Consider the following 16,594-nt stretch of genomic DNA (forward strand, 5'->3'; position numbering starts at 1 on the left):
GCGCGAAGACTTGATGAGTGTGATGATACCAGAATGAACACCTTCGATCAAGTTTGCTATCTGCTGCCTTTGCCGCTTTGGTAAAATTGACAGGCCGCTGAATATATGCTATAAGCATCATAACAATTGAATAGCGCTGATGCTCTTATCCAGAGAGGCTGAGGGACCGGCCCTATGAAGCCTCGGCAACCAGACTACTGGTGGCCAGACACAAGTCATGCGACGCATCGCCAACGGCGGCGAAGTCATCGCACAACTTGCTCGCTGCCAACAGGTTATGGTGCCAAATCCGGCAGAGGCAATCTGGAAGATGAGAGGCAGTGACTGACGCGATGCGTTGTCATCCCTCCTCACTTCGAGGAGGGATTTTTTGTTTCCAGTCGCTCAGTCGTGCAACGATGCCTGCCCTCTTGACCACATTCCGAGACGGTTTTTGTTACCCCAAGCTGACGGGGTACCCGCGAGCAGCGGCGCTCGCAACCGCATCAGTGCAGTCGGTCCGCACCGTGGCCCGCGCAGCCACCGGGGAGGACCTGTCCGAGTTACGTCTATCAACATGCACAGGAGATCAGAACCATGTCAAGCGCTACCGACAGCCGCACCCTGGGTTTCACCACCCGTCAACTGCACGCCGGGCTGACGCCCGACCCGACCACAGGCGCCCGCGCCCTGCCCATTTACCAAACGACGTCGTACCAATTCCGCGACGCGGACCATGCCGCACGTCTCTTTGCCCTGGAAGAAATGGGCAATATCTACACCCGCATCATGAACCCCACCACCGATGTCTTCGAGCGCCGTATGGCCGACCTGGAGGGGGGCGTGGGCGCCCTGGCTTTCGCCTCCGGCCAGGCCGCAGAGACGGCTGCCATCCTGACCCTCTGCGAAGCCGGCGATCATGTCGTCTCCAGCAGCACCTTGTACGGCGGCACCTATTCCCTGTTCGCGTACAGCCTGCGCAAGCTGGGCATCGAGTTTACGTTTGTGAACGCGGCCGACCCGGAGAATTTCCGCCGCGCGGTGCGCCCCAACACCAAGCTCTTCTACGGCGAAACCCTGGGCAATCCGCAGATTGATGTCTTCCCCTTCGAGGAAGTGGCCGCCATCGCGCACGAGGTGGGCGTGCCTCTGGTCATTGACAGCACCTTCGCCACCCCCTATCTGTGCCGACCGTTCGATTGGGGCGCCGATATTGTCGTCCACTCAACCACCAAGTTCATCGGGGGCCATGGCACCAGCATCGGCGGCGTCCTGGTGGACAGCGGCCGTTTCGACTGGGGCGCCAGCGGGCGCTTCCGCAACTTCACCGAACCGGACCCAAGCTATCACGGCCTGATCTTCAACAGCCTGGCCCCGGCCGCCTTCATTTTCAAGGCACGCCTGCAAGTGCTGCGCGACATGGGGGCCTGCCAGGCGCCGTTCAACGCCTGGCTCTTCGTGCAGGGGCTGGAGACGCTGAGCTTGCGCCTGGAACGCCATGTCGCCAATGCTCAGGCCGTGGCCGAATACCTGCGCGACCACCCCAAGGTCAGTTGGGTCAACTATCCCGGTCTGCCCGGCCATCCGTCGTATGAGCGTGCCAAGCGCTATCTGCCCAAAGGCCCGGGCGCCATCCTCGGCTTTGGCATCCAGGGCGGGCTTGCGTCCGGCCGGCGCTTCATCAACAGCCTGAAACTCTTCTCGCACCTGGCCAACGTCGGTGACGCCAAGTCGCTGGCCATTCATCCGGCCACCACCACCCACCAACAGCTCAGCGACGCGGAACAGCTCGCGGCCGGCGTCACGCCTGACTTCGTGCGCCTGAGCGTGGGCATCGAGGACCTCGACGACCTGCTGTGGGACCTGGAGCAGGCCCTGGCCGCGGCTTGATTGGATTTTGTAGGTCCGGCCTCCTGGCCGGACGACGTTGGATGAGGGAAGCAAGCTCTGCGGCGGACGGCGTTGTCACGCCGGAGGCGTGACCTACGGCTATCGGTTCACCGAAATGGTGCGAGAATGGAACCAGAAACTATCGCGGTCGGCACAGCGGGCATCGTGCATGCTCAATTCGTTACCTTCGCGCAACCGCCGCACCCCATGCGGTTGGAGAGCGGGGTGGAGCTAGGGCCAATTACCCTGGCCTATGAGACGTATGGCACGCTCAACGCCGCGCGCACGAACGCCATCCTGGTGCTGCATGCCCTGAGCGGCGACGCGCATGCGGCCGGTTGCCTGGACACGGCGGATGGCCGCGTCGGCTGGTGGGACGACTGCATCGGGCCAGGCAAGGCCTTCGACACCGACCGCCTGTTCGTGATTTGTTCCAATGTGCTCGGCGGCTGCATGGGTTCCACCGGGCCGGCCTCCATCAACCCGGCCAGCGGACGCCCCTACGGCCTGCAATTCCCGGTCATCACCATCAGGGACATGGTGGAAGCCCAGCGTCATCTGCTCGATCACCTCGGCATCGAGCGGCTGCTGGCGGTGGTTGGCGGTTCCATGGGCGGCATGCAGGCGCTGCAATGGGCGGCCAGCTACCCGGAGCGCCTGCGCGCCTGCCTTCCCCTGGCAACCACCGCGCGCCTGTCGCCGCAGACCATCGCCCTGAGCGAAGTCGGACGCCAGGCGATCTATCGCGACCCGGCCTGGTGTCAGGGCAACTACTACGACGGCCCGCGACCCGATGCGGGCCTGTCCCTGGCCCGTATGATCGGCCACATCACCTATCTGAGCGACCAATCCATGCAGCAGAAGTTCGGTCGCCGCCTGCAATCACGCCAGCACTACGGCTTCGACTTCGCGACGGAATTCGCGGTGGAGAGCTACCTGGCGCACAACGGCGACGCGTTCACCCGCCGCTTCGACGCCAACACCTATCTGTATGTGACGAAGGCGATGGACTATTTCGATCTGACAGACAACGGCGCCGGTGTCAATCGCACCCTGGCCGAGGCCTTTAGCGAGGCCAGGGATGTCTGTTTCCTCGTCGTCTCGTTCAAGTCGGACTGGCTCTATCCCTCGTATCAAGCGCAGGAGATCGTCAAGGCCCTCACGCAGGTCGGCGCCGATGTCACCTCGTGCGACCTCGAATCAACCTGGGGACATGACGCCTTCTTGCTCGAAGTGGATACCATGACGCAACTGCTGCGCGATTTCCTGCGCCGCGTCGAGCAGGAACAGCACTGATTGCAGGCGCCGGAATGCACACCGAAAGGGGATCATGACCATGACTGTCCAGCTACCCTCTGTGGAAACCTTGCACGCAGGGCGCTATGCCCAAAACCCCGGTCAGACCACGGACCGCGCGCAGACGCAGCCTCGTCTGCGGCCCGACCTGCGCGTGATCGCCGATTTGATTGCGCCCGGCAGTCGCGTGTTCGACATTGGCTGCGGCAATGGCGATCTGCTCGCCTTTCTCAAGGCCGAGCGCCAGGTCATCGGCCGCGGGCTGGAGCTGTCCGAAAGCGGTATGCTGACCTGCGTGCGCCGCGGGCTGAGCGTGCGCCAGGGCAATCTGGAGACCAGCCTGCCTGATTATCCAGATCACGCCTTTGATTATGTCGTGTTGAGCCAGACGATCCCCTTCGTGGATGATCCGGCCCACACGTTGGCCGAAATCGTGCGTGTGGGCGAGCGCAGCCTGGTCAGTTTTGCCAACTGGGGCCATTGGCGCAGTCGCCTCAGCCTGCTGCTGACCGGGCGCATGCCCGCGGCGCCCACTGATCTGCAGCCCTGGCACGCCTCGCCGCGCGCCCGCGCCCTGACGATCCGCGATTTCACGGAGTTCTGCGCCAGTCAGCGTATTCGCGTGCTCAATGTGCGCTTCCTGGCCGGGAAACATGCGCGGCCAATCACCTGGGCGAGCAACCTGCTGGCGACTGTGGCGGTGTTCGAACTGACGCGATGGGAGTAAAGAAATTATGTTAGTGTTGAAATTCGGCGGTACGTCCGTGGGGAGCGCCGATGCGTTTAGCCAGGTGGCTCACATTGTGGCGCAGGCGCGGACGCGGGATCCGCAGGTTGTCGTTGTGACCTCGGCCATGAGCGGGGTGACGAACACGTTGATTGCCGCGGCGCAGGCGGCGGCGGGCGGGCAGGAGGAAGGCTATCGCGAGGCGCGGGTTGCGCTGCTGGTCAAACACCAGGTGGTGGCCGGCCAACTGGTGGCCGATGGTGTGGAGCGGGCGGCGCTGGGGCGTCTGTTCGATGAGCGCCTGCGCAGCTTCGAACGCCTGTGTCGCAGCATTGCGGTGCTGGGCGAACTGACCAACCGCGGGCTGGATGTGGTTTCCGGCCTGGGCGAGCGCCTGGCCGCGCCGCTGCTGGCGGCCGTGCTGCGCAGCCAGGGCGTCCATGCCGAGGCCATTGATGCGACCGAGGTGCTGGTGACCGACAACAGCTTCGGCGCCGCCAGCCCCTTGCTGGCCGAGACACGCATGCACTGCCAGGAGCGCCTGCGGCCGCTGCTGGAAAGGGGGCGTGGTGCCGGTCCTCACCGGGTTCATCGGCGCCACCGCGCAGGGGATTCCAACTACCCTGGGCCGCGGCGGCTCGGACTATTCGGCCGCCATCTTCGGCGCGGTGCTCGACGCCGATGAAGTGCAAATCTGGACCGATGTCAACGGCGTGCTCACGGCCGATCCGCGCATCGTGCCGGAAGCGCGGACTCTGCCGGAACTCTCCTACAGCGAGGCGGCCGAGCTCTCGTACTTTGGCGCCAAAGTGCTGCACCCCAAGACGATTCTGCCGGCCATCGAACGCGGAATTCGCCTGCGCGTGCTCAACACCTTCAACCCGGAGCACCCCGGCACCTGTATCGTCAAGGAACTGACAGAGACCGGGCGCAAACTCGGCGCGGTTAAAGCCATTACTGCCATCAAGAACCTGACCCTGGTCAACGTGGCCGGCAAGGGCATGATGGGCGTGCCTGGCATCGCGGCGCGCACCTTTGCCGCGGTGGCGCGTGCGGGCGCCAACGTCCTGATGATCTCGCAGTCGTCGTCGGAGCAGAGCATTACGTTCGTCGTGCCGCAGAGTGATGCGCCGACCGTGCTCGATGACCTGCGCCATGACCTGGCGCGGGAGTTGGCACAGCACTGGGTGGATGCGGTGACCGGCCGCGATGACATCGTCATCGTGGCGGTGGTGGGCGCGGAGATGGCCGGCACACCGGGCATCGCGGCGCGGGTATTTGGCGCCCTGGGCGAGGCGCACGTCAACGTGATCGCCATTGCGCAGGGGTCATCGGAGGTCAACATCTCGCTGGTCGTGCTGGTCGGTGATGCCGACACGGCTGTGCGTCGCATCCACGCGGCCTTTGCCCTGGATAAGTTGGGTGAAAACCTGTAAGCCAGGGCTATGACGGCGACTCGTTACTCGCAGCGATGTGATGCTGAATGAGGTCAATCAACAGAGACAGGTCGTAGGGCTTCTGCAGAACGGCGGTGGGGCGCAGCGCGGGGTCTTTGGCAAAGCGGCGCAGCACTTCTGTTTCATCATAGGCAGAGACCACAAGGATGCGCAGGGCCGGATCGAGCTGGCGCAGGGCCGTCAGCGTTTCCTCGCCGCCCATCACCGGCATCAGCAGGTCGAGCAGCACGACGCCAATGTGGGCGCGGTGGTCATGGAAGACCTCCAGACCTTCGCTCCCGTTGGCGGCCGTCAACACCGGCCAGCCCATGTCCTCGAAAATGTCGGTCAGGGCTTCGCGCACCGGCATTTCGTCATCAATGACCAGGATGGTCGAGCGCGGCTGCGTTTGCACCGACGCGGCGGGCAGCACAGGCACAGGCGCAGGCAGGTCCTCGGCGGAGGCCGGTGTAAAGACCGCGGGAAAGACCGCGGGAAAAAAGACTCGGAAAGTCGTGCCCACGCCCGGCGTGCTCTGCACCTGCAATCCGCCATGCATCGCGCGCGTGATGCCCAGGGTGGCCGAAAGCCCCAGTCCGCGGCCGGTGAACTTGGTGGTGAAGAAGGGGTCGAAGATGCGCGAGAGAGTCTCCGCGTCCATCCCAACGCCGTTATCGGTCACCGCGACGGTGACGTAATGACCCGGCAACGGGCGTGCGGTGGGCAGGAAGTCGGGCAGATGTTCCTCGGTCACGGTCTGCACGCCGGTCGTCAGCGTCACCTGGCCCTGGCCGTTCTCGGTGGCCTCCGCGGCATTCATGACCAGGTTCATCACAACCTGCTGCACCTGTCCCAGGTCGCCCACGATGGACGGCAGATCAGGCGCCAGGTGCTGGGTCATCGTGACATGGTGCGGCGTGGTGGCCTGCAGCAGGTCAATGTTGTCGCTGATCAACCGGTTGAGATCAACGTCCTGCACCTGGAACTGGCCCTTGCCGGCATAGGCCAGCAGTTGGCGCGTCAGGTCGGCGGCGCGCTGCGCGGACGTCAGCACTTTTTGCAGGTGGGTAAGCGCCGGGCTGTCGGGCTGCAGCTTGGCCTGGGCCACCGTGATCTGCATCATCATGCCGGCGAGCAGGTTGTTGAAGTCATGGGCGACGCCGCCGGCAACCACGCCCAGGCTCTCCAGCTTTTGCGCCTGACGCATGGCATCCTCGCTGCGCCGCCGCTCTGTCACATCGTGCGAAGCCATGACCGCGCCCATCGGCTCTCCGTTTTCGCCGTAGAGGAGATTCCCCACCGATTCCAGCCAGACATAGTGACCCTCGGCGTGCCGATAGCGGTACTCGATGTGGCTGGGAATGCCGGTCTGCAGCCCTGTCTGCGCCGCGGACAGGGCCAACTTCACGTCGTCTGGATGGATCAACTCATAGGCTGAGCGCCCTAGCAGCGCTTCAGGCCGGTAGCCCAACACCGGGTAGTGCGACGGGCTGACATATTCAAGGACGCCGTCCAGGTTGATCTGGCTGACCATGTCGAGCATGTTGTCGGTGATCTGCCGCAGACGAGCCTCACGCTGGCGCAGCAGATCCTCGACCCGCTGACGGGCAATGGCCGCACCGAGCGCGTCGGTGGCGGCGCGCAGCGCGCCAATTTCAACCTCGGTCCAGGTGCGCGGTTGCCCAACCTCCTCGAACTGAATGAAACCCCACCACTGCTGACCGGCGAAGATCGGGGCCGCCAGCAGCGAACGGACCCCGCAGCAGGCAAAGGCGTCCCGTTCGGGGGCGGGCAACTGGTGTACGTGGGTGTGAATGACCTGGCCCTGACCCAGGATCGCGGGCCAGCGCGCCAGGCCACGCGCGGCATAGGACTCTGGCACGGCCAACGCGCCCGTCTCAAGAGTCGGTGCTGTCCAGGACATCTCCTGGCTGAGCAGCAGGTCGCCGCGGTCCGTCGTGCGATTGGCGAACAGGCTGACACGACTGACCTGCATGGCCTGACCCAGCCGCGCCACCACCGCTTCGATGCTGTCACGCCAATCCGGCGCCTGCAAGAACTGCGCGGCGGCAAATCGCACCGCTTCCAGGATGGCATCGCGGCGGCGCAGCGCCTCTTCGGCCCGCTGCCGCGCCACGAACTGGCCGATCTGGCCGCCGATGTCGCTCAGCAGCGCGATCAGATCGGGCTGCGCCGGGCGCGTCTCGCGCGTCAAAAAGATCAGCACGCCGATCGTCTCGCGATCATCGGTCACGGGGACGCCCAGGCCGGCCTGCAAGCCCCATTCCTGCGCCAGTTGACCGCGCTGCAGGATGGGCGGCTGCGGCAGGGGGGACCACCAGGCGGTGTTCTCCTGCTCCCATACCGTGCCGGCCAATCCCACCCCGCGCGCCAGGGTCATGCCGCGGCTTGCTTCCACAAAAGCCTGCGGCAGCGGCTCGGCCACATGCCAGACCGCGCCCCAGCGCAGGTGCTGGCTGGCCTCGTCAACCCACCAAACCTCGCCCAGGTCCCAGGCCAGGTCGCGACAAACCCTGCGCAGCAGGCGCAGAACGGCCGCCTCGCTCGACTCGGCTTCGGCCAGCACGCGCGTCACCGCAAATTGGAGAGCCTGGAAAGTCTCGGCGCGTTTGCGCTGCGTGATGTCCATCGCCATGCCCAGGATGACGCGCTCGCCGCCCATCAGGATGGCGTTGCCCAAAATCTCCAGGTCAATCGTATGCCCATCCTTGCGCAGCATCTGCACCTCGGTGCGGATGCTCCCCTCGGCGCCGCTGAGCAGGCGTCCCAGGGTGTCTTCGGCCTGGGCGCGGGAAGCCGGCGCCACCAGGTCCAGCGGGCCGAGGCGGGCGATGACGCTGATCGGCTGATAGCCAAGCATTTGGGCCAGGGCTGGGTTGATGTAGCGGAAGAGGCCGTCCTGCACCAGGAAAACCCCGGCCAGCGATTGCTCGCTGAGGGTGCGGTAACGCGCCTCTGATTCGAGCAAAATCTGGTCGTTAGCCACGCGCTCGGTCACATCTTCGATCACGGTAATGGCGCCGACGCTGTGGCCCCCGTGATACAACGGTGCGATGCGTGCGCTCTGCTGCATCATGGCGAAGTGGTCCTCGTGCGGACCGGCGGCCATGGGCAGCAGATAGTGATGAAAGCGCTGTGAGAGGACAACAACCTCGCCGGCCAGCGCTCGCGCGTAGGCCTGATCGAGACGGCGGCTGAGCAAGTCCGGGAAGACATCGAAAAGGTGCCGTCCCACCACCGACGCGACCGAGCGGCCGCTGTGGGTCTGCAGCCAGGGGTTCCAACTGCGAATGATCAACGCTTCATCGGTGATCATCACGCCCAGCTCGCCGACGTTGTTCAGCCAGTTCAAGCCTAATGTTTGATAATCAATGGTCATGTTTGCTTCATGCCCCCATTCTTCCACACTCAACCCAGCCCCTCCACTGCTTCGATCAGACGATCGAGCGAAGCCACCCCCAGAATGATGACCAGGTAACCGCTGACCGCGCTGTCACGCAGACGGAAGTTGGTGAAGATGATGAGGGTGTAGCGCAGCTCGTCCGCGCCGATCAACAAGGAGTTGAGCAGCGTGTTGAGCGAATCGAGATGCAGCCGCGGCACAGCAAACGAGATGTGCGACTGCAGCATGTTGCCGAAGGTGCTCAAGCAGGTGTTGAGAATGATGTTGCCCACCTCGGTGAGCGCCTCCCGGTCCGAGGCGTCGAGCCGGTGCGTCTGCGGCCGATCGTCCATCAGCAGGCTGACCAATGTCACCGCGCCTTCGTAGCTGAGCACCAGCATGGCGTCTCCGGCCACCTGACCGCCGAAGATCTGATGAACCGTGGCAATGTCGCCGCTGACAAAGCCATCGAGGGCCTGACGCAGTTGATCGAGCGGGGTGATTGTCACGTGGGGCACGTCCAGTAGAACGCGCTGTCCGGTTAGTTCAGACAGAGCAGCCGCGGCTCGACCAAAGCCAATGTTGATCAGTTCAACCAGGGCATCCTCTTGTTGCGCCGTGAGATTCATACATCACCTCCAGAAAGTGCAGCATCCACTGCGTTCAGCACGGCAGCCTGGGTAAAGGGCTTGCCCACGAAACCGACGGCGCCCGCAGCCAACGCCATGCCTTGCGTGGAGTCCTGGATGTCGGCCGAGCCGATCAGGACGCGCGCGCGGGGGTCGAGCCGGCGCAATTGCGTCAGCACTTCCATGCCAGCCATCTCTCGCATATTGAGATCGAGAATCGTCAGGTCCGGTTTTTGCAGGAAGTGGCATTCGAGCGCAGTCATGCCATCGCCGGCTTCGATGATCTCGTGACCGGCCGGCTCGAGGATCGAACGCAGAATGCGTCGTGAAAGATTCGAATCGTCAACAATCAAGATACGCGCCATTGTGATTTGCCTCATTGGCTCAGACCATGTCCAGGATGGTTTGAGCCATCATTTCCAGAGGAACGCTGCGATCGCTGAGGCCGGCTTCGACCACCGAGCGTGGCATCCCATAAACTACACAGCTCTCTTCGGCTTCGGTCAGTATGATACCACCCTGGGCCTTGATCCAGGCCGCGCCCTGACGGCCATCGGCGCCCATGCCGGTCATCACCACGCCCAGGGTGCGGCTGCCGAAGACCGCGGCCGCAGACTGAAAGAGCACATCAACGGCCGGCCGGTGCGGGGTGTCGAAGGGGCGCGCATCGAGATGTGCGAAAACCTGCCCGTCCTGGCCGCGCTGCAGGTGGAGATGGCGGCCGGCCGGCGCCAACAGGGCCGTGCCAGGCACGAGCAAATCGCCCTCCTGGGCTTCGCGCACATGCAGCGCGGTCGTTTCATCCAATTTGCGTGCGTACATCTCGGTGTAGCCGACCGGCATGTGCATGACCATCGCAATGGGGACAGGGAAATCGGCCGGGAATTGCGGAATGAGCACCTTCAGCGCGTACGGCCCGCCGGTGGAGATGCCCAGGACCACCACATCGGCCTGGTTGCGGCGCACGCGCGGCGTGGGCGACGAAATGGGCGCCGTGGCAGCAACGCTGGCGACCGGACGTTTTTGCACCAGGTTGACTGCGGCGACCGCCTTGACCTTCTCGATCAGTTCATCGGCAATCTCGTAGATGCGATCGGTGGCCAGGGCCGTTGGCTTCTGCAAGAAATCAACCGCGCCGGCATCGAGCGCGGTCAGGGCGGCTTCGCCGCTCTCGCTGGCAATGCTGACCACGAGCACCGGCACGGGCCGGCGTGCCATTTGCGTGCGCAGGTAGGTGATGCCATCCATCACCGGCATGATGAGGTCCAGCGTCACCACATCAGGCTGCAGTTGTGCCGTCAACTCCAGGGCTTCTGCGCCGTCGTGCGCCGTTCCCACCACCTCGATGAAGGGGCTGCGGGCCAGCATCTGCTTCACCACCTTGCGGACGTAGGCCGAGTCGTCTACGACCAGCACGCGTATCACTCGATCCATGTTGTCTGTTCCTCCCTGTTCTGAGCTTTCCCAGGTCATCTGCGCCTTAGCGCTTGACATAGACAAATGTGTTGCCGATGTCCTCCAATTCGAAGCGAGTGCCCAGGCGCAACAACGACTCCGAAGTGCCGACGAAGAGATAGCCCGGCGACGGCATGAGCCGATAGAACGTGTTGACCACTTTGGCGATTGCCGCGTCCGAGAAATAGATAAAAACGTTACGACAAAAGATGATATCAGCCGTTGCCAGCGCGGCCACATCAGCTTCCACCGTCAGGTTGGCTGTTTGCCACGACACCGCACGCAGGATCTGCGGCGCCACACACCAACCGCTGCCGTTCGGTTCGAAGTATTTGGCCTGCAGCACCGGCGGCAGCGCCCGAAATGAACGTTCGCGAAAGACCCCCGCCCGCGCCTTGTCCAGCAGCGCCTCGCTGGCGTCACTGGCGCGAATCTCGATCGGCAGACGCTCCATCCAGCCGGCTTCGGTCAGGGCCAGGGCCAGGGTCAGCGGCTCCTCGCCGCTGGCGCAGGCTGCGCTCCAAATGCGCAGCGGCCGCCCCTGCTGCGCCAGGGCGGGCACAACCACATTCACCAGGGCATTGATATGATCGGCCTCGCGCCAGAAATAGGTCTCCGGCACCGCCAATGCGTTCATGAGACGCCGCCACTCGCCCGCGCGCGCCGTATCATACTTGAGCAAATAGTAGTAATCAATGAATGATTCAAAGCCGCAATCCACCACGCGCGGCGACAGCTTGTCGGCCAATAGCTCGCGCCTGTCAGACCCGAAGAAAAGCCCCGTGCGCTCATGAATGAGGTCACGTAGTAAGATAAAGGTGTTTTCGGCCAATCCCAGGGTTTCAGCATAGAATCGCATAGGTACCCGCTAGTAGGCCAACGCGGCCAGCGCGGCCCGTCGTACGTTGATATCGGGGTCCGTGCGCGCCATGTAGGCCACCTGACGCCCTGCCGGCAAGTTACCCAAGTGTCCCAGGGCCGTGACCGCGGCAAACCGCACGCCGGCATCCGCATCCTCCAGCGCACGCGCCAGCGCCTCGGAGGCGCGGGGATGTTTCATGCGCGCCAGGGCGGCCACCACGGCGCTGCGCACGCCGGGATGGTGATGGCTCAGCCCACGGCCAACGGCCGCGATCTGTTCAGCGCCCAACTGCGCCAGGGCGCTGATACACAGCTCACGACGGCTGACATCGGCCAGGAGTGAGATGAGCGAAGCGGTGGCTTCGGGCGTCGCCAGGCGGGTCAGCGCTTCGATGGCGCTGCGCACGACTCTGTCGTCAGTATCGGTGGCGGCCGCCCATTCCAAAACCCCGACGGCATCCAGGCCTCCACGACCGCCGATGGCCTGCACGGCCTCGACGCGGTGTTCGGGATCAGCGGCATGCAGGGCGGCCAGTAACGGTGGCATGGCATCGGGATGTCCGATGCTGCCCAGGGCCTGAATGGCCGCACGCGCCACGTCGGCATCCTCGGCCTCAGCCAGCGGCGCCAGGATCGCCACCGCGCGCACGCCGCCCACACGGCCCAGCGCTTCCAGCGCGGCCAGGCGCACCTGGGGCGCGGGATCGGCCTGCGCCAGGACTTGCAGCGCGGGCAGCGCCTCCGGATAAGCATGACGACCGAGGGAGCGCGCGCTGAAGTAGCGCACCCAGGGGTCGGCATCGGCCAGGGCGGGGACGAGATAGGTCAACGACTTGATCTCGTCGAGCTGGCCGAAGGCGCGAGCCGCGGCCGCCCGCACCCTGGGCGTCTCCTGCATCAGGGCGGCGCCCAACACGGCAACCACGCGCGGATCATCCAGGTAAGGCAGGTGTTCGATGGCGACGCGGCGCACCGATTCATCCTCATCGCGGCAGCAGGCAAAAAGCGCCTCGATGCAGTTGGCATAGCCAAAGTAGCCGGCAATGCGCACGGCTGATTCACGCAGGAGCGGGTTGGGATCGGCCAGGTAACGTTCGATATAGGTTGGCATGTCAGGATGTCCCAACGAGTTGAGGGACGAGGCAATGGCCTGGCGCACGGCCGTATCCCCGTGACCCAGCAGCGGCAAGAGCGCGTGAAACGCCCGCCGGTCGCCGATCTTGGCCAGGGCGCCGGCTGTCACCACGATCAGGTCGGGCGCGGCCGATAGTTGTTCGATCAGGACTGGCACGGCCAGGCTGTCTCCAATACGCCCCAACGCGATGATCGTCGTTTGCCGGGTCTCCATGTCGCCCCGGGCGAGCTGCTCGATGAGGTGCAGCGTGGCAACCTTGCCGTGGCGCACGAGGGCTTCGACCACCTCGCGACGCACCGATGGCTGGGCCAGCAGGCCGGTCAAGGTGCGGTCCACTGCGGGGCCTTCCAGCCAGCCCAGGACCAGCGCCAGGCTGCGCAGATCCCCCTGGCCGGCCTGCGCAATCTCGGCCAGCAGGGCCTGTTCTCCGCCGGCGGTGACGTGCTGGCGCGCCAGGTCGGCAATGAAAGCGCCCTCCTGGTATGTTGCCTGGTAGCGGTCGTAGAGGCGGGCCAGCGCTGAGGCGACGACGCTGGCCGGCGCCTGGGCCAGGTTGAGCAGATCGCACAGTGGGGCCACGGTGGTATGATCGCCCAATTGCCCCAACGCGTCCACGACCGCTGCGCGTAAGAGGCTGTTGGTCAGGAGCGGCGCCAGGGCGCGGCGATCTGTGGATCGGCAATCAGCGCCAGGGCGTCGAGCGCGGCAAAAGCCAGGAAGAAATCGTCCTGCTCGGCAATGGTGAGAAGCAGATCAACTGCCTCGCTCGCCTTGCATTTGCCCAGCGCTTCGATGGCATGGAAGCGCACGTTGGTGTCGGCGTCGTACTGCAGGGTATGAACCAGGGCGGGGATCGCGGCCGGCGTCCGTTGTTCGCCCAGCGCCTGCGCCGCGTAGGTGCGCAGATGGGGGTCGGGGTCATCGAGAAAATCCACCAGTGGGGTAATGACGTCGAGATCGCTCATGGCCAGAACTTGCAGCGCGCTGTTCAGCAGGCTGGCGTTCTCGTGCTCGTCGTGCAGGGCGCGCAGTAGCGCGCTCACGGCGTCGGCGCTGCCGCGGCGCGCCAGGCCATCCACCGCGACCCGGCGCACGCGCCAACTCTGATCGCTCAGTGCGCCGACCAGCGGTTCTGCCGTATCCAGGTCTGTGTCCGCGGTGAGGCGCTCGGCCGCGTCCAGACGCTGATTTTCGTCCGGGCTGTGCAATTGCTCGGCCAGGTCACGCTCGCGATCCATGCGCGCCGTCACATCGCGAATCGTCACCAGTACGCCGGCCATGTCGCTGCCGTCCCGGATGGGCGCCAGGGTGACATGCTGCTGCATGGCGTCGAAATGCGCAGACGGCTCCTGGACAGGGCAGCGGATCAGGTAATGATGAAACGCCGGCGCCAAAATCTCGGCGACGCCTGCGCTGAGCACGCGTTCGAAACGGCTCACCAAGCCGCGTGTCGCAATTTCGGGGAACAGGGTCTCCAACGGCTGACCCAGGGCAGCGCGCTGACTCACGCCGGTAACGTGTGCCAGCCAGTCGTCCCACGTGCGGATGACCAAATGAGTATCAGTTGTAAAAATACCTACCCTATCATCGAATGCTGCCATGTGATGCTCTCTTCCTATCTCGAGCTCTCTAGCGGCGCTGCGTCAGGCGATTGGTGATGTCGCCCAGCGCTTTGGCACGGTCCTGCAGGCTGCCGACGCCGCGCCGGGTGTCCCTGACGCCCTGTGTGTTACGTTCCGTGATCCGGCGCACATCGGCCAGGCTGGAAAGCGTGGTGGTGGCGTTGACCGAATGTTCGCGGTTGGCCCGCGTGATCTGCGCGATTTGCTTGCTGACGTTGTGTGAGGCAATTGTCATCTCTTTGAGCGCACGGGTTTGCTCAGCCATGGCCTTGGAGACCTGTTCAGCCTGCCGGCGAAGATTATCCACCGTGGTCGAGATCTGACTGGCGGCGGTGGCCTGCTCACCCATCGCTTTGGTCACACCGGCCACCATGCGCGCCAGGCGTTCGGCCTCCTTGCTGATCTGATCACCGACCGTCACTTGTTCGGCCACGGCACGTTCGGTGCGGTTGGCGCCCTTACGCATCACCTCGACGGCCTGTGTGATGTCAGCGGCCGCACGGAGTTGCTCGGTGCTGGCCTTGCGCATCTGGTTGGCCAGGCCGGTCGTGTTTTGTGAGGCCTTGATGATGTCACGCGCGGCGCGCGCCTGTTCGTTCATGGCCTGCATCACCTGTTGTGAGATACGACGCACATGGGTTGTGGCCTGCACAATGCTTTGCGCGGACTTGGCCTGTTCGGCCGTGGCCACCGTCACCTGTTTGACCTGCGCCAGCGTCGTGCTGACGGAGGTGACCACATTCTGTCCTGCGACCAACTGCTCATCCGTGGCGCGGGCAATCTGGCTCACCACCTGCGTGGCTTCGTTGACACCCCGCAAGATCTTCTGCAGACCGGCCATCCCATCTTCGGCCTGACGGCTGCTGTCTTCGGCAATGCGCAGGCCGTCGTTCGATGAGATCACAGCCTCCTGCGCCACTTCTTGCAGGGCTTTGATGATGCCGGCAATATCCGCCGTGGCCCGCGCCGAACGATCGGCCAGGTTACGAATCTCCTCCGCCACCACCGCAAAGCCGCGACCGGCTTCACCCGCGCGCGCGGCTTCGATGGAGGCGTTCAACGAAAGCAGGTTCGTGCGCTCGGCAATCAGATTGATGGTGTCCACAATGCTGCTAATCTCGTTGGCACGCTTGCCCATCTCGCGCACGACACTGGCCGACGCGGTCAGCGATTCGCGTACCCGGCCAATGCCTTGAATCGAGCGGTTGATCGTCGCGCCGCCATCCTCCGCGTCACGCGACACGCGGCGCGTAATCTCATCGGCCTGCTTGGCCAGCGCGGCCACCGAGCGGATGCTGCGATCGAGCTGGGTGGCGCCAATGGCCGAGGCGTTCGCCATCTCGTTGATCTTTTCGGCGTTCTGGGCCACGCTGGTGATGGAACGACCCATCTGTTCGATGGAGGTTCCCGTTTCTTCAACCGAGGCGACCAACGATTCGGTGGTGGCCGTCACTTCCTCGATCGAAGCGGCCATCTCGTTGATCGCGGCCGAGGTTTCTTCAGCCGCCACCGCCACATCGTTGGCATTGCCCGTGACTCCCTGCGCCGAGCGCGCCATTTCCTCGATGGACGCAGCCGTCTCATTGACCGACGACACCAGCACCTGGGTGTCACCGCTGACCGCCTTGACCGAAGCGGCCATTTGCACCATCGAGGTGGTGGTCTGCTCAGTCGAGGTCGCCATCTCCTGGGCCGTGGAGGCTACATCCTGAATCGAGGCGCTGACTTCCTTGATGGCGGTTGCGTTCTGGGCAATCGCGCTGGTCAGGCTCACCGCATTGCTCGTCACCTGCTCCACCGAAGCCGCCATTTCATTGACCGAGGAGGCCAGCTCTTCGGTTGATGTCGCCACCGATTCAGCCTGGCCGGCTGTCTCCTTGAGCGAGGCGGCCATCTCGTTGACATTGCTGGCCAGGCTGTCCAACGAGCGCATCTGCGCTTCACTCCCCTCTTGCACCTGGTCGGTGGTGCGCGTGATCTCGTCGGCTACCGTGATGATCTGCGTGACCTGATCGCGTACCCGCTCCATCTCCAGTTTTGTCTCATTGCTTGACTGACCTAGTCCGAACATAATATTACACTCCTGTCCCTTCAATGGTTTCGCCTGCGCTGGCGGCTGCATTCGCGGACGCATGCCGGTCGGCGCAGGCCGACATGGCGG

Annotated in this window: 13 protein-coding genes and 1 riboswitch; of the genes, 5 read left to right on the top strand and 8 right to left on the bottom strand. The window is 64.3% G+C overall.

Features of this window, described 5'->3' with window-relative positions; translation table 11 throughout:
• Window positions 1–142: 142 nt before the first annotated feature.
• A riboswitch (SAM riboswitch) is annotated at window positions 143–317 on the top strand.
• A 259-nt stretch (window positions 318–576) separates the two neighbouring features.
• The 5 genes from IPF85_RS02445 (at window position 577) to IPF85_RS02465 (ending at window position 5,328) form a co-directional block, all read left to right on the top strand.
• Entirely contained in the window at window positions 577–1,869 is a 1,293-nt protein-coding gene (locus IPF85_RS02445; RefSeq protein ID WP_343406475.1) for an O-acetylhomoserine aminocarboxypropyltransferase/cysteine synthase, read from the top strand.
• Window positions 1,870–1,995: 126 nt separating this feature from the next.
• Window positions 1,996–3,165, top strand: a complete 1,170-nt coding sequence (locus IPF85_RS02450) for a homoserine O-acetyltransferase (protein ID WP_343406476.1) — start codon at window positions 1,996–1,998, stop codon at window positions 3,163–3,165.
• Window positions 3,166–3,205: 40 nt separating this feature from the next.
• Entirely contained in the window at window positions 3,206–3,892 is a 687-nt protein-coding gene (metW, locus tag IPF85_RS02455; RefSeq protein WP_343406477.1) for a methionine biosynthesis protein MetW, read from the top strand.
• Window positions 3,893–3,899: 7 nt separating this feature from the next.
• On the top strand, window positions 3,900–4,577 hold the full coding sequence (locus IPF85_RS02460; protein WP_343406478.1) for a hypothetical protein: 678 nt from the start codon (window positions 3,900–3,902) through the stop codon (window positions 4,575–4,577).
• Window positions 4,459–5,328 carry an aspartate kinase gene (locus tag IPF85_RS02465; RefSeq protein WP_343406479.1) on the top strand — a complete coding sequence of 290 codons (870 nt, stop codon included), beginning with the start codon at window positions 4,459–4,461 and terminating at the stop codon, window positions 5,326–5,328. The genes IPF85_RS02460 and IPF85_RS02465 overlap by 119 nt, the downstream gene beginning before the upstream one ends.
• 7 nt (window positions 5,329–5,335) lie before the next feature.
• On the opposite strand, the gene IPF85_RS02470 is transcribed toward IPF85_RS02465, so the two are convergent.
• From IPF85_RS02470 to IPF85_RS02505, 8 genes are read right to left on the bottom strand one after another with little or no spacing between them, the layout of a single operon-like run.
• A complete protein-coding gene (locus IPF85_RS02470; protein ID WP_343406480.1) occupies window positions 5,336–8,728 on the bottom strand; it encodes a PAS domain S-box protein in 3,393 nt (1,130 codons plus the stop codon).
• Between the two features lie 29 nt (window positions 8,729–8,757).
• Window positions 8,758–9,360, bottom strand: coding sequence for a chemotaxis protein CheC (locus IPF85_RS02475; protein WP_343406481.1), 603 nt, complete (start codon window positions 9,358–9,360; stop codon window positions 8,758–8,760).
• Window positions 9,357–9,725 carry a response regulator gene (locus IPF85_RS02480; RefSeq protein ID WP_343406482.1) on the bottom strand — a complete coding sequence of 123 codons (369 nt, stop codon included), beginning with the start codon at window positions 9,723–9,725 and terminating at the stop codon, window positions 9,357–9,359. The genes IPF85_RS02475 and IPF85_RS02480 overlap by 4 nt, the downstream gene beginning before the upstream one ends.
• A 19-nt stretch (window positions 9,726–9,744) precedes the next feature.
• A complete protein-coding gene (locus tag IPF85_RS02485; RefSeq protein WP_343406483.1) occupies window positions 9,745–10,794 on the bottom strand; it encodes a chemotaxis response regulator protein-glutamate methylesterase in 1,050 nt (349 codons plus the stop codon).
• 46 nt (window positions 10,795–10,840) lie between these two features.
• The gene (locus IPF85_RS02490) at window positions 10,841–11,674 is read right to left on the bottom strand and encodes a protein-glutamate O-methyltransferase CheR (protein ID WP_343406484.1); all 834 of its coding nucleotides are present in this window, start codon (window positions 11,672–11,674) and stop codon (window positions 10,841–10,843) included.
• A 9-nt stretch (window positions 11,675–11,683) separates the two neighbouring features.
• Complete coding sequence (locus tag IPF85_RS02495) at window positions 11,684–13,426, bottom strand: HEAT repeat domain-containing protein (protein WP_343406485.1); 1,743 nt, start codon at window positions 13,424–13,426, stop codon at window positions 11,684–11,686.
• Between the two features lie 26 nt (window positions 13,427–13,452).
• Complete coding sequence (locus tag IPF85_RS02500) at window positions 13,453–14,412, bottom strand: HEAT repeat domain-containing protein (RefSeq protein WP_343406486.1); 960 nt, start codon at window positions 14,410–14,412, stop codon at window positions 13,453–13,455.
• Window positions 14,413–14,440: 28 nt separating this feature from the next.
• Window positions 14,441–16,504, bottom strand: a complete 2,064-nt coding sequence (locus IPF85_RS02505; RefSeq protein WP_343406487.1) for a methyl-accepting chemotaxis protein — start codon at window positions 16,502–16,504, stop codon at window positions 14,441–14,443.
• Window positions 16,505–16,594: the final 90 nt, after the last annotated feature.

The sequence above is a fragment of the Candidatus Amarolinea dominans genome, from assembly GCF_016704685.1.
GTDB lineage: Bacteria > Chloroflexota > Anaerolineae > SSC4 > Amarolineaceae > Amarolinea > Amarolinea dominans.